The organism is Marinifilum flexuosum (genome assembly GCF_003610555.1).
Taxonomy (GTDB): domain Bacteria; phylum Bacteroidota; class Bacteroidia; order Bacteroidales; family Marinifilaceae; genus Marinifilum; species Marinifilum flexuosum.
In genome coordinates, this window is record NZ_RAPQ01000009.1 from 365,978 (window position 1) to 380,516 (window position 14,539).

A 14,539-nucleotide genomic window follows, 5' to 3' on the forward strand; every position below is an offset into this window, starting at 1 on the left:
TTGAATAATTGGCAGTCTTAAACTTTTGGATTGCATTTACTGCCTTTGTGATGAGATCTATTAATTCTTTGGAAAAACTAAATGATTTTAATTGTATATCAAACATGCAAGTTCCAAATGATTAAGACTATATTTCTCCGATAAACAATAGCAACAAAAAGTAATAATCCTTCAATTTAGTTCTTAATGTTTTAAGAGAGTTGTATTTTAATGTTTTTACCGTATTAACCGAAACATCCAGTCTTTCTGCAATTTCCTGGTTTTGTATTCCCTGTAGACTTAACAACATTACCCTTGCACTTTTCTTGGGCAATTCCTCTATTGCTTGTTGAAGAATTCTGTAGGTCTCTTCTTCTACAATCTGATTGTTAAAGTTCAAAAAATCCTCTTTGATCAAACTTTCGGTATACTGGTTTCCCAGTTTATTTCTTTTTAAATGATTTAAGCTTAAATTCTTTACCACTACATAAAGGAAAGATTTTAAAGAAGAAATGGTGTCATACTTATCTCGAGAGTTCCAAAGTTTTATAAAAGCTTCCTGTGCAATATCCTCGGCAAGACCATTGTCTTTTACGTATTCTCGTGCGACTACACACATCGAAGGATACAGTTGATTAAAAAGCTCTTCGAAGGCTTTTACATCTCCTAATTTGATTTGATTAAATAGTTGAGTAGTGGTCATAGTTGGTGGTTCTTCGGATTCAAAAATAGAAATTGATTCCAACAAATCAAATTTGCCAGTTAAATCGAATATCAAATAAATAAGTAGAAAAAATACTTACCAAAAGGATGAAAGGAAAACTTAGCAATGGCCAATTAACCCGAAGGTGATGATAAAAAACAAACCTATTATTATTTATAAACATTGAAACTGTCACTACAAAAATCAATTAAATAATTTTAATTTCTCTCAAACCTTATAATATTGAAAAGGAGCAAACACTATCTAAAGTGCTCACTCCTATCCAATCACAAATTAAACCAACTAATCTCTCAAGATTTTACCGACACACATTTCACAATACCTTTTTTTTGTGATGCCAAATACAAATTATCATTAGCGTCAACAGTCATAGGAATGTATGTACATCCTGTTACCAACTCTTCTATTCCCTCAATTTGTTTTGCTCCTTCTTTGCTATAAATCTTTATTCTTGTAGGATCTTTCTCTACAGTTACAATGGCACCGTTCGAAAGACTATTTACACTTACAGGATTACAACATCCATGAAAATCGTTTAGTTCTTTTCCACGTTGTCCAAATGCCAATAATTGTTTGCCTTCAAAATTGAATCCTTCCACTCTAAATGCTCCCAGGTTGGCAACTAATATTTCTTTTTTCTTATTCACCGAAAAATCCAAAATTCCACAGCATGTTCTCAATCTTTCAAGCGAAGCCGTTTTCTTACCATTTTTTGCATCAAACATTACAATGTTTTTATTTTGACAGTCAGCAACCATTAAAGTACCATCGCATACTCTTGCTCCGGTAGCTGTTTTTAGTCCTTCTAAACGATATTTATTAATCTCTTCGCCTTTGTCGTTTAATACAGTACACTCTACTCCAACGGCAACCATTCTATCGTATGATTTTCCCCTGTACTTTTTACGAACTTTTTTCTGTAGTGTAGCCAACAAGTATATTGTGTTCGACTCACCTACTGCTATAGCTGAAGCAGCTCCTTCAAATTCAGGTTTCAAGTTTCTTACCTCGCTACCATTTGGTTTTACTATTTTAATGCTTCCATCTTTTTGCAAAACACAAATGTTATTGTTTGTTAACACACCTAAATAAACAACATTTCCGTAATCAGCACCTTTAAATTTGGTATCAACTTTATAGGATACATTGCTTGCATTGGCCATTAATTTATCCATACCCACTTCAAGCGATTTCATTTCATCGTTTTTCGCTTTAAGTTTAACGATTAATGGATTTTTCTGTAATTGTGGATCTAAGCCACTTAAAATCTTGTCTACCTCAGTAGCCTTTTTACCTGATATTTGATAACTTATTAGTATTGCAGAGTAATTGGATGTAGGATTTTCCTTAATAAATTTTGAATCGAACCCTTCAATTTCAACTTTTCTACTTTCCAGTTTTCCTTCTAATTCTTCCTTTCTCTCTTTTGTTGTCTCCTTATTATAGTACTCAGAAATTATAGGTTTGTACTTTTCTAAAACAGCTTGTTTTTGCTCATTGTAAGCATTAATATCATCTTGGGTTTTACCTCCTGTAACTTTTGAATGACGAAAATCCTTTGCCGTTCCTGTTACGATCATATTACCATTTTCCACATATAAGGATAGCAAATTATCAACCCCCTCAATGGTTAAATATGCATGTGTTGGTTCTGCATAATTTCCTTTAAATGTAAATGCCCCTTCTTTAACTTCAACAGTATCCTGAACAACACCTGTTTCAAAATGACTAATCAAAACTGCCTTACTATTTACAACTCCCTCTATTTTGCCAGTTAAAGCAAATTTCGATTCTTCCTGCTTTTTTGTTCCGCATCCTACAAGGATACCAATCATCAGCAAACACATTACTGAAAGTTTTAGTCTTAAACTCATTTTTCTGATTTTTGTATGATTATTTAATGTCTCTTGAATTTATCTGATATTAAGCCAAATATTTATTTCTTTTAAATATTGAACAATCTCAAAATTTCCTTGATACACTAACAAAACAACCTTTATGAACCATAAGATGAATTTTAATGGGAAAACACGGCTTATTCATATAGATTACAAATAATCGGGGAAACATTTTAACCTAATTGATACAAGTAAGCTGTACCCGGAATTAAAGCATAAAACTGAGTTCCATAGTTCCTCGAATCAAATACAAGAAATCTATTCTTCAGATACTCTCTTCTTATACAACCAATACTAATGTACTACTGGATTTAAAAACTATATCGGAAAGAGAAATTTGGAGTAAACCTAAGTGAGATGGTCTTATTTTCTACCAGCTTTTCATCAGAAGAATCAGGATTTCCAATAATAAAATAAGAAGTATTCAATACATTTTTTCTGTTGTAGATATTTAACAAAGAAAATCCAATTTTTGCCTTGGACTGATTTGATTTTGAAAAGCTGAACTCATATGTCGAAGAAAAATCCAGTCTATGGTAGGCCGACAACTTTTTATTATTGATTTGATTAGATTCAATACCCGACTGATTTAATTCGAATTTCGAATACGGCTTTCCTGTATGAAACCTCCATCCCAAAGAAAATTCAAAGTTTTGATAGCGGTAAGTATTGGCTATTGTAAGGTTATGCCTAATATCGAAATTTCCTGGAAACCAATTTTCACCTTTGATATCAGGAAACTTAAAATCGGATTTGGCTATAGAGTAACTTAGCCATGTTCTATAATTTCTTATCCTCTTTTTCACTAAAAAATCGAGACCATAAATTGCATTTTCACCGTATGAAAAATTGTTATAATCATTAGAGAAGCCTCTTGTTAACGAAGTTAAGCCTTTCACCTTTTTGTAATAGGACTCTATATCAAACTGCCACCCATTACGATTGTAAATCAGCCCGACACTAATTTGTTTGCTTCGAAGAAAAGGGTACACATCTCCATCTGACAAAGTCCATAACTGATTCTCCAAACCAAAATCTGAAGTATCATATTCAATGATCTGACTTATGGATTGATTTTTAATATCTCCCGATAATTTAAATCTTAAGTCTCGAGAAAGAGTAAGCTCTGCATGTAATCGGGGCTCCAAAAACAACTCTCCTCTTTTATTAAGGTGATTTAATCGAACTCCCCCATTAAAGAAAAACTTTTCAGATTTATTAATTTGATATTCTATAAAAAAGGAGTGTATATGGTCATAAGTTTCATCAGAAATATTATAAGAATTTTCGGGATACAGGTATTCATTAGCAATTATATGAAAAGATGTATTGTAATATCCATATTGATATCCAAAGAATAAATTCTGCTCATTTGATATTTTATAATTAGAAAATAACTCAGCATTTACATCCTTAATATTGTTCTTTTTTAATGTACTCGCATACTGTTCACCTTCAAAACGAAGTCCTCCATTATAATCAAAGTCATATTTAGAACTGCTCAGTTTTAATTGATGATTAAACCTTTCAGACCATTTCCTTTGCCATGTTACATGAAAACCCAGGTTAGTAATTTTTAAGTAATCTTTCGATGAATCATCAAGGATAGTATCGTTTGTTTTGTAATTTAACTTGTTTTGCAAAGTTAGGTTACTAAAGGTCAATTGATCCCTGGACGACAATTGGGCAATTGTTTTTATACTAAAGTCAGTATAATAAAAAGACACATCATTGGTTAAGGGCACATTATCAGAGCCATCCTCATTGTACATTTTTCGAGTATCCTGAAAAGTTTTTTTGGTTAAACTTCTCTCTGTAAATGTACCAAGTATATCATTATATGACCGTCTAAAGGACACTACAACACCTAACTTTTTATTAGCAAGTGGAGTTTTTAGAAAAAGATCCGAATGAGTCATATTAAAACCAAATCCTCCTTCTACTTTCTGAGGAATATCCTTTCCAGAGTCCAAATCAATAACTCCGGAAATACAATTTCCAAAACGTGCATTGACTCCACTTTTTAAAACTTGTATTTCATTAGTCACATATGGATTAATAGCAGATATCGCTCCAAATAAATGTCCACTATGATATACTTTAATCCCATCCCAAAGTATTAAATTCTGATCAGGAGATCCTCCTCTAATGTGCAATCCAGAAGCATTTTCATTAGGGCTTTGAATGCCAGGTAGCATTTGTAAACTTTCAAATACATCGGGCTCAGTTAAACCTGGCAGAATACCCAATATTTTAGGCTTTATAGAAAACGAACCATTTTCACTTCGCCCAATACCACTGGTAAGATATTCGCACACAAACACTTCACCCAAGCTATGCACATCTTCCTCCATAAGAATAAGCAAATTCTCAGAAAACTCTTTTACAGGAATCAGGCGAGTTACAAAACCGAGATAGCGGATCTGAACCGTATCCCAAACATGTAAATTATCCAATTTAAAATAACCACTTGTGTCGGTACTTGTTCCAATGTATTTGGTCCGCTCAATCACTTCGGCTCCAGGCAAACTTTCCCCGCTTCCCTTAACTTTAACATATCCCGAAACAGAAATTGTGAAATCTGTAATTGGTTTCTGCTTAACTATGTAGTAACGCTTACTAATTTTTTTGAAGACAATCGGTACTTGCTGCTCAATAATTCGAAACACTTCATTTTTATCAAGCTTTCGCCCACTAATTGTAATCTTCTTATTTTCCACCAATTGAACATTGTAAGAAAATTTCAGATCAAACTCTTTTTCCAGATGCATTAGAACTTGAGTAAAACCTACGTTTTCAAATACGATATCAATTTTCTTTCCCTGTGCAAAAGTGGAAAAATGAATCACACACAACAAGAGTGGCAAAATTCTTTTCATCTATTTACCTGACAAAATAATAGTATTACTGTCTTTCATACTATAAGTAATATTCATAGCTGAAAACACCGTTTCCAGTGCCAAATTTAAATCTGTCAAACTAAAGCTCCCTGTAAATTCCTGAGATAAATCAATATTTCCATACTCTATGGTAAGCTTGTAGTTATCTTCAAGCGCCCTAATAACATGCAAGATAGGAACTCTAACAAAACTACTTTCGCCATTTATCCAATCAGGGATTTCTTTCTCAAAAGTATATTCTTCTATTCTTGAATGAATTGATCGAAAAGCTTGACCAGGCAGAAGTATCGCCTGACCACCTTCAGCCATTGCTTTTACTTTACCTTTAAAACATGTGACCTCAAAAAAGTTATTATAAGATCGAATATTAAACTCGGTACCTAAAACCTGAACTGTATTTTCGTTACTAAGGACTTCAAATTTAGCCCCTCTCCTTACTTTAAAAAAAGCTTCCCCTTCAAGTTTTATACTTCGCTGTTTATCCCAACTTCTTTTATTGTATGTAATCTTAGATTTAGAATTTAAGACAACTTCGGAGCTATCAGGTAAAATGTGAACCAGGGTTTCTCCAGAATCGGTAGTTACAGTTGTCGATCGGAACATAAAGTATATGCCGAAAATTATTAAAACAGATGCTGCTAGCCCAGTCAACCAACTTGGCACAAGCTGTTTTGTTTTTCTTGCTGATTTAATTTCACCAAGTAATTTCCTGTAAGCCTTCTCCTTATCATACTTTGGCATTACCAGGCTATCAGATGCTTCAGCAATCTTTTTATATTCATGATATTCATCCGACTTTTCAAAATCAGCAAGTTCCTTAGGGTTCAATTTCCCATCTATCCAGCGTGCTAAAAATGTATTGTCTTTCTTATTGTCTTCCATCACATCTTTTTCTATTATAACAGGATGTTACGCTTTTAACCTACCTTAAATATGATTTTTTATTTCTTTTCTTAGATTCACCAATGCATTGTGCATTCTTTTTTCAACAGCCTTTTCAGAGATTCCAACAATCACAGCAATCTCCTTGTATGTTTTTTTATCGATTCTATTCAATAGAAAAACTTCCCTTTGTGCGGATGTCAAATTTGCTATTGCATTTTTGAGCTTTTGTTTGAACTCCTCTTCCTCTATTATAAACTGTGGAGTTTCGGTATTCTGATCAATAGTTATCAATTTTCGATGCTGTAAAATGACTTTTTCATGCGCATAATCATTTAAGAACAAATTATTCGCAACCGTAAAAAGAAATGATTTTGCTTTATCGAGTAACACTTTAGCACAATTGTTCCAAAGTTTTATGAAGGCTTCTTGAGTTAAATCTTCTGCTTTTTCCAAATCTCCACACTTGTAATAAATAAAATTCCTGATTGTTTCAGAATACTTATCGAAGACTCTTTTAAAAGTATTGGATTCACAAATAGACATTATAAAAAAAATTAATCCTTGGGTAGGGTAATCTAAAATCAAACTGTTTCACTGACAAACTAAAACAAATATATTAATTAAAGCAAACAGTTATGAGAGCAATTTCAATTTTAAAATGGGTAGTGTTATTATGCATACTTACAACAACAATCATATCATGTAGCAAAGACGATGACCTAATTCCTGATGAACCAAAAAAGGAAGAAAAAAATAACAATGAGGATAAGGATCAGAATAATGAAGGATCAGAAGGCGAGTTAACCCTTTATGAAATAACTGAATCTAAACTAAAAAAACTCAAGGATTACACCGTTACAGGAAACCATTTAGAACTGCAAAAAGACACCAAGAAACATTATGAAATGTGGGATTTAGTGCTAAAAATAGTCCCTCCAAAATATAGAGTCATGATGAGTGAATTTCTGATTTTTGCAGGAGAAGAAAGTGGGACTGCTGGTTTTGTTGTTGAAACAAGTAGTGATTTATCGAAATGGAAAATGGGACTAGCAATTGATTTTGCTTACGAAGGAGGATTTAACAGTGGTGGAGAGTTTGCCTATACAATCATTCATGAGTTCGGCCACATTTTAACCCTCAATAAATCTCAAATTGACGCAAGCATATCTAAAGAAAACTGCCAGACATATTTTACAGGAGAAGGATGTGCACGTTCCAACTCATACATCTATAAATTGTATAAAAACTTTTGGGCCGACATTTACAGTGAATTTGAAAAGGCAAGCGATAATGAAGAAGCTCAAAATAAGTTCTATGAAAAATATAAAGATCGTTTCGTAACCAAATATGCTTCAACAAATCCTGGTGAAGACATTGCTGAAGTATTCGCCACTTTCATTACTCAGGAAAACAAACCAGAAGGTAAGACCATTGCAGAAAAGAAAATTCTTCTTTTATATGAACACGATGAACTTGTTGAACTACGAAACTTCATTAGAAACAATACCAAATCAAGAACGAAGAGTCGAAGATTGATGTTGCCAGAGCCAGGATCCTGGAAACAAGCCAATAAGATAGGAGATCCAACAAAATCACACAATATCAGAAGGTAATTTTCACTTGTGCTTGTTTCTTTTAAAAAGGAAACAAGCACAACAATCATTCAAAGTATGAAAGCAATACTAGGAATTGTTATAACGGTATTGGTTGTGTCTTTTTCCTGTAGTTCACAAAAAAACAACAATGGACTTCTTTTACAAATAACAAAAAAAAGATGTTTGGGTAAATGTCCTGTTTATGACCTGTATCTCTATGAAAATGGCAAGGTGTTATTTGTAGGCATAGATCATGTCGAGAAAAAAGGAAAATTCACTTTCAACGCTAACATCCAACAGCTAAAGAAAATTAACAATCCACTGCAAGTCATTCACACTCAAAACAGTAGCTCTAAAAAATTCAAAAGAATCAGAGATCTTCCTGTTACTGTCTTTAGGTTTGATCATAGAAAAATGGAATTCCACAACCAGGACATTCCAAAAGAACTGAAACAAATCAACGAATATCTTGAAAAGATAGTATTTGAGAATTAAGAGTACTCACAAGTAAAATCAAAATATCATCATATGAAAAGTACAAAAACTATTAAATCCTGGTCGTTTTACTTATTGCTAACAGTAATTTTAAGTGCTACATCATGTGGCAAAGGAGAAACTGAAGATATAACCCCTTCTAATCCCGATTCTTCCAATACAAGGAAAAATCCAAACGTAAGCCTAAGTAAGGAAGCTGCTCCAAGCTCTTTTAGTACAAAAATATTGTTAGAAGATTACACCGCTACCTGGTGTGGTTATTGTCCAAGGGTAGGTCATGCCATAGAAGAGGCTATGAAAAAGAATAATAAAATTATCGGCATAGGAGTTCATGACGATAAAGAAATGGGATTCTCAAAAGTGGAGAGTCTGATGAAGAAGTTTAATATTGGTGGTTTCCCAACTGCCATGTTGAACCGATCAACGGTATGGTCAGAGTCTTACACCCCATTGCAGAAAAAGTTATCGCAGACTTCATCAACGGGTATTGCAATTCAATCTTCCTTAACAGGTGACCAGGTGAAGGGAAAGCTTAAAATTGGGTTTAATTCAAACCTATCCAAAAGCATTAACTATGCAATTTTATTAGTTGAAGATAAAGTTGTTGCTGCTCAAAAAAACTATTATAACGAGGACAAGGACTCGCCATTTTACCAAAAGGGAGAAGTTATTGAAAACTTTCAGCATGTAAATGTACTTCGGAAATCAGCCACTGACATTTTTGGAGATATTGTACCTGAAGAGTACACCAAAAAAGGTAAAGTTTGCCAAGCTGATTTCGAGTTTAAACTAGATGGATACAAGTCTGAGAATTGCTATATCATCGCTTTTGTTGTTGAAAAAGATGGCAACAATGTATTAAATGTGCAAATGGCAAAAGTTGGTTCTAACAAAGATTTCGATTAGTCCAATATTGAAATAATATCATTCATCCACTTAGTATAAATACATTTTTGAATATGAAAGAAAAACTTATCACTCTCCTACTTGCACTCACAGTTTCATTAGGGGTACAATCACAAAAAAAACTACCGAATGTTACACTCAAAAGCTTACATGGGAAAGAGGTCCTAACCTCAGACTTGAGCAATGATGGTAAGCCAATGATTATTAGCTTTTGGGCAACATGGTGCAAACCCTGCTTGAGCGAATTATCGGCCTTTAACGATGAGTATGAAGATTGGGTTGAAGAAACCGAGGTGAAAATAATTGCAATATCCATTGATGATGCAAGAACAAATGCAAGGGTTAAAAGTATGGTATTGGGCAATGACTGGCCCTTTGAAGTTTATCTTGATCCTAATCAGGATTTTAAGAGGGCATTAAATATTGTTAATGTTCCTCACACCCTAGTTTTGAATGGAAAAGGTGAAGTTGTATGGGAACATTCAACCTATAATCCAGGAAGTGAAGAGGAAGTGATCACTCAGGTTCGTCACTTAGTAAATAATCATTAACACTTTATCGGATGAAAAAAGTATTCATTATCCTAACGCTACTTTTCAGCTTTTGTTATGGTGATTTATTTGCGCAGGAAAAAGGTCGCTTATCGGGAAGCATAGAAAGTAACAATCAGATATATCGAGACGATAGTAAAATTGGTGCTAAGGCACCTAAAGATAAATTTGGATCCAATAATTATCTGAACCTAAATTATTCATATGGAAATTTTCGGGCAGGCATTCAATACGAGGCATATTTTCCACCCTTATTAGGATACAGCTACAAGCTGGAAGATGAAGGAATCGTTCACAAATATGTTTCCTATGAAGATAAAAATTTAGCCATTACGGTTGGTAATTTCTACGAACAGTTTGGAAGTGGACTCCTTTTCAGGGCTTGGGAAGACAGGCAATTAGGCTTAAACAATGCCTTGGAAGGTGTTAGTATTAAATTTCGCCCAACCAAATATATGAGTTTAAAAGCCGTGTATGGTAAACAGCGCAAATATTTTGATACTGGAGATGGCAAAATAAGAGGCATTGATGGCGAGGTAAATATATTAGAGGGATTAAACATCGAAGGGAACACTGTGTTTATTCTTGGAGGTGGATACATAAACAGGTATCAGGAGTACACAGGACCTTTAGAAAACTATCCCAAGAGTGTAAATGCGTGGTCTGCCAGGGTAGATTTTACAAGCGGGAATAGTGCTTTTCAAATTGAATACGTTAACAAGGGAAAAGATGGTAGTTCTCTCCCATCTCAGATTATTCCGGAAGGGAGCGCCTTACTGACTAATTATAGCTACACTCAAAATGGACTAGGTATTAATGCTTCATTTCGAAGGTTGGAGAATATGACATTCAGGTCGGAAAGAAATGCTGTTGACAACGAATTATTCATTAACTACTTACCCGCCAATACTAAGCAACACAAGTATAGTCTGCCCAATTTGTATCCATACTCTACCCAGGCGATGGGCGAAATAGGAGGACAAATTGACCTTGTATACACGATTAAAAAGAAAACTGCTTTAGGCGGAAAGTACGGAACACGAATCTCTTTTAACTATTCCCACTACAATAAGCTAGATGGAACATTAGTTGATGGTGTATTTTATAGCAGCAGTGATTTTTTAAGCCTCGATGGAGCTAAATTATACCGCGATTTTAATGTGGAAATCCAAAAGAAGTGGTCCAGGCGTATAAAATCATACTTCACTTTTATGAATCTTGAATACAACAAAGGAATTATTGAAGGCGACAACAAGGGTATCGTGCAGGCAAAAGTATTTGTCGCAGACCTGTTATACAAGTTCAAAAAAGGAAAAGCTCTTCGTGGCGAAATTCAGTATTTAAATACCAGACAAGATATGAAAGACTGGATTGCTGGTAGCCTGGAATATAATATTGGCAGCCGTTGGTCTTTCTTTTTTTCAGACATGTACAATTCAGGAAAAACAAAGATCCATTACATCAATTTTGGAGGCAGCTATGTAAAGAATTCAACTCGCTTTTCCGTTAGCTATGGCAGACAAAAAGCCGGATTGCTTTGTGTTGGAGGAGTTTGTAGAATGGTTCCTGCGGCGAGTGGTTTAAGTTTTAGCTTGAGCAAAAAATTCTAGTATTACTTCTTATACTTTCTTCTGAAAGGCAAAGAGATTGAATAAAGGAAATAAAAGAACAAATCAAACCCTTCTTTCCTTTGTGATAGGTAAAATTGTAATTGGATAAAATGATTGAGATTATAAAAAAGTAATTCTAGTAATCTAAAGTCTTTTCAAAATAAAAAAGGAGCAAGCCACAAGCGGCTTGCTCCTTTTGTTATGTATCTATCTTTTTCGATACTTCGGCTTCATCTTTAACTCTAAAGGACGACTTGAGTATTCCTTTTTGCCAAGCTCAGGAGCTGCTTTGAAATTTTCAGGAACCTCTACCCCAGTTTTGGCGCTTCTCTCAAGCATCATTTCCAGAGCCAATGCATAATCGTAATGTATTCTGACATCATCCCTTGTTGTATCATTATATGCAATATAACGCAAATACTCTACACACTTGTAAAACCACTCATCAGGATAATCTGTTCCGTAACGTTTGTTAAGCCTTACCATGAACTTTAATCGATCAATCACCTTTTGTTTGTTAAGCGTGGAATCGACTAACAATGCATCAATCGATTTTATAGCCTGCGTATAGTCTTTTTTGAAATAAATGTTATCAGAGATTTTCTTCAATCGAATATTAAACTCTTTTCCTTCAAAATCACATAAGGTGCTCATTACTTCTGCACTGCAATATTGTGTTTCTTTTGCCAATTTCTTATCTACCTCTTCTTTCCCGAATAGTTCAACAAACTTGTTGTAATTATCGGAAACCTCCTTCAAATATGGATTGTCATATCCTGAAATGCAATCATTATACAGTTTCCATATAACAAGTTCGGTTAATTTTCCACCATTTTTAATGATTTCATCGAAACCTGCCCTAAGCGCATCCCTTTTGTAAATTGATGACATATACCTTACGTAAGAAATCATAAAATCCTGATCTCTATTCCCCTCATCATATTGCGATAGGATGTACTCCGATGTTGTTTGAGGTTGCAAGGCTGCTTTTCCCACGGTAATAAATTCCTCTGAAGATTTTCTTCCTCCACTTCTGTGCACAATTTTTTCGTTTACCGGATTAACAAATGCATAAGTTGGGTAAGATCTAACTGCATATTTCTTTGCCAGCAACTTACCTTCTCCTGTTTCTGCATCTATCTTCAGACAAACAAATTTACGATTGTAGAATTCCCCCACTTCGGGCAATACAAACACCGTTTTAGCCATATTCAAACACGGTCCGCACCATTGAGTGTAAAAATCTATGAACAGTAATTTATCTTCTTTTTGTGCTTTTATCTTGGCCTCTTCCCAATTGCCATGAAAAAACTCAATTCCATCTGTTTTTTCAGCAAATAAACTAGTACTTACAAATAGCATCAAGGATATTTGCAATATTTTTATTTTCACCATTATCTCTCTGTTTTATTGCAATGATTCTCCCTATTTTTAGCAATATCTCCACCAGGAAATTAACTAATAAATACAGTCCATCTCCAGTCTAAAATAAGGATAAGGTATGCAGTACTCTACTTAAACTGCATACCTTATAACTGTTTGAATTCTTAATAACCAGGATTTTGCTCTACCGGATTACCATTCGTTTCACTGGATGGAATTGAAGAAATTCTGAAATCTTCAATACGCTGACGGTATTGCGCTTCAGCATCGCTTCCCTGCGCAATGGCTTTATCTAATGATTCTCTTAGAATATCATTTCTTTCCAACAATTTTTCTGCTCCAAAACGTCTTAAAGCGAAATATTCATGCCAGTTTTCAAATGACATTTCGATTAACCACTCATTACAAATGGCTGTTTCTATTTCCTCTTGAGTTGCATGAGGAACAGGATTGGCCCCAGCACGAGCTCTAATTGCTGCAATTGGTGCGTAAGCATCTTCATAAGAACCTCCACTACGATAGATAGCCTCGGCTTTCATTAAATAAATTTCTGCTGTACGCAAATACATTAATGGCAAATTATTGGATGAATTAACAAGCTTTTTAACGGTTGGATTTTTATAAACCGTTCCCGATGATCCGTAACGATAATCAACCACTACAGTATCACCAATAATTGCATTGTACCTTGGATCATCTCCCAATAAACTGATATAGTTTGATGATGGTCCCCATTTTCCAGAACTAAAAGAGGTAATTCGCGTTTCAAGACTGGAAGCATCTGAATCTCCAAATACTCTACCAAAAAGTATTTCGCCAGTACTTTCCCAATCAGAGAAAATTGTAGAATAATCAGGTGCTAATGCATTTTCTGTATGAGCCAATACTTCATTTGCCATGTTTATACAGTCGGAATATCTTTCCATCTGAAAAAGCACTCTTGCTTTTAAAGCTTTGGCAGCTACTTTTGAAGCTTGCGAACATTCTGAATATTCAGGACATTTATCTATTGCAATCTCCAACTCTTCCAAGATCATTTCATAACTCTCAGCAACCGTAGATCGGTCTTTCTTCACATTTTCAATTGACGGCAATTCGTTACGAATAATTAAACCCAACTTACTGTTCATATCCCAATGCTGTGTAAATCGTAATAGTAATCGCTCGTAGGCCAAGGCTTTTAAGAAATGTAATTCTCCAACAATTTCTTCTTTTCTGTTTCCTTCAAAATCATCAATTCCTTCAATAGCAGACAACAAAAAATTGGCATTCTTTATTAATCCATAATCAAATGACCACTCATTACCTCCATTACCATACAATACCGGCCAGTAGCGTTCATAATACCAAACAGCATTTCCTCTTGTCCACCATTCCGGTTTTCTCATGGTACCTGCTTTAAAACTACCTTCAACCATTATATCTCTTGAATAATAGGCATCTGCAGATAAATTTGCATATACACCAATTAATGCCAATTCTACTGTATTAGCATTGGTGATGGCTCCATCCAAATCAGCCTCATACGGAGGTAACTTTTCTAAAAAATCATCTGTTGAACAACCAAACAGCAAAATACTGATTAGTAGTATATTTATATATCGTTTCATAGA

Annotated in this window: 12 protein-coding genes; 5 read left to right on the top strand and 7 right to left on the bottom strand. The window is 34.4% G+C overall.

The window, feature by feature from the left end:
- Window positions 1-127 precede the first annotated feature (127 nt).
- The 5 genes from BXY64_RS11375 to BXY64_RS11395 form a co-directional block, all read right to left on the bottom strand.
- Window positions 128-682, bottom strand: coding sequence for an RNA polymerase sigma factor (locus BXY64_RS11375; protein WP_120240516.1), 555 nt, complete (start codon window positions 680-682; stop codon window positions 128-130).
- Window positions 683-993: 311 nt separating this feature from the next.
- Complete coding sequence (locus BXY64_RS11380; RefSeq protein ID WP_120240092.1) at window positions 994-2,577, bottom strand: DUF4369 domain-containing protein; 1,584 nt, start codon at window positions 2,575-2,577, stop codon at window positions 994-996.
- Window positions 2,578-2,912: 335 nt separating this feature from the next.
- The gene (locus BXY64_RS11385) at window positions 2,913-5,480 is read right to left on the bottom strand and encodes a TonB-dependent receptor (protein ID WP_120240094.1); all 2,568 of its coding nucleotides are present in this window, start codon (window positions 5,478-5,480) and stop codon (window positions 2,913-2,915) included.
- The gene (locus BXY64_RS11390) at window positions 5,481-6,383 is read right to left on the bottom strand and encodes a FecR family protein (RefSeq protein WP_120240096.1); all 903 of its coding nucleotides are present in this window, start codon (window positions 6,381-6,383) and stop codon (window positions 5,481-5,483) included.
- A gap of 45 nt (window positions 6,384-6,428) precedes the next feature.
- The gene (locus BXY64_RS11395) at window positions 6,429-6,929 is read right to left on the bottom strand and encodes an RNA polymerase sigma factor (RefSeq protein ID WP_120240097.1); all 501 of its coding nucleotides are present in this window, start codon (window positions 6,927-6,929) and stop codon (window positions 6,429-6,431) included.
- A gap of 92 nt (window positions 6,930-7,021) precedes the next feature.
- Here BXY64_RS11395 and BXY64_RS11400 point away from each other — a divergent pair, with 92 nt between their 5' ends.
- From BXY64_RS11400 to BXY64_RS11420, 5 genes are read left to right on the top strand one after another with little or no spacing between them, the layout of a single operon-like run.
- Window positions 7,022-7,999, top strand: a complete 978-nt coding sequence (locus BXY64_RS11400; RefSeq protein ID WP_120240099.1) for a zinc-binding metallopeptidase — start codon at window positions 7,022-7,024, stop codon at window positions 7,997-7,999.
- A gap of 57 nt (window positions 8,000-8,056) precedes the next feature.
- Window positions 8,057-8,476, top strand: coding sequence for a DUF6438 domain-containing protein (locus BXY64_RS11405; RefSeq protein WP_120240101.1), 420 nt, complete (start codon window positions 8,057-8,059; stop codon window positions 8,474-8,476).
- Window positions 8,477-8,509: 33 nt separating this feature from the next.
- The gene (locus BXY64_RS11410; RefSeq protein WP_120240103.1) at window positions 8,510-9,382 is read left to right on the top strand and encodes an Omp28-related outer membrane protein; all 873 of its coding nucleotides are present in this window, start codon (window positions 8,510-8,512) and stop codon (window positions 9,380-9,382) included.
- Window positions 9,383-9,435: 53 nt separating this feature from the next.
- Window positions 9,436-9,933 carry a TlpA family protein disulfide reductase gene (locus BXY64_RS11415; protein ID WP_120240105.1) on the top strand — a complete coding sequence of 166 codons (498 nt, stop codon included), beginning with the start codon at window positions 9,436-9,438 and terminating at the stop codon, window positions 9,931-9,933.
- An 11-nt stretch (window positions 9,934-9,944) separates the two neighbouring features.
- A complete protein-coding gene (locus BXY64_RS11420; RefSeq protein WP_120240107.1) occupies window positions 9,945-11,543 on the top strand; it encodes a DUF6029 family protein in 1,599 nt (532 codons plus the stop codon).
- Between the two features lie 207 nt (window positions 11,544-11,750).
- Here BXY64_RS11420 and BXY64_RS11425 read toward each other — a convergent pair whose 3' ends face one another.
- Both BXY64_RS11425 and BXY64_RS11430 read right to left on the bottom strand, forming a co-directional pair.
- Entirely contained in the window at window positions 11,751-12,938 is a 1,188-nt protein-coding gene (locus tag BXY64_RS11425) for a thioredoxin family protein (RefSeq protein ID WP_120240109.1), read from the bottom strand.
- 152 nt (window positions 12,939-13,090) lie between these two features.
- On the bottom strand, window positions 13,091-14,536 hold the full coding sequence (locus BXY64_RS11430; RefSeq protein ID WP_120240111.1) for a RagB/SusD family nutrient uptake outer membrane protein: 1,446 nt from the start codon (window positions 14,534-14,536) through the stop codon (window positions 13,091-13,093).
- Between the last annotated feature and the right edge of the window lie 3 nt (window positions 14,537-14,539).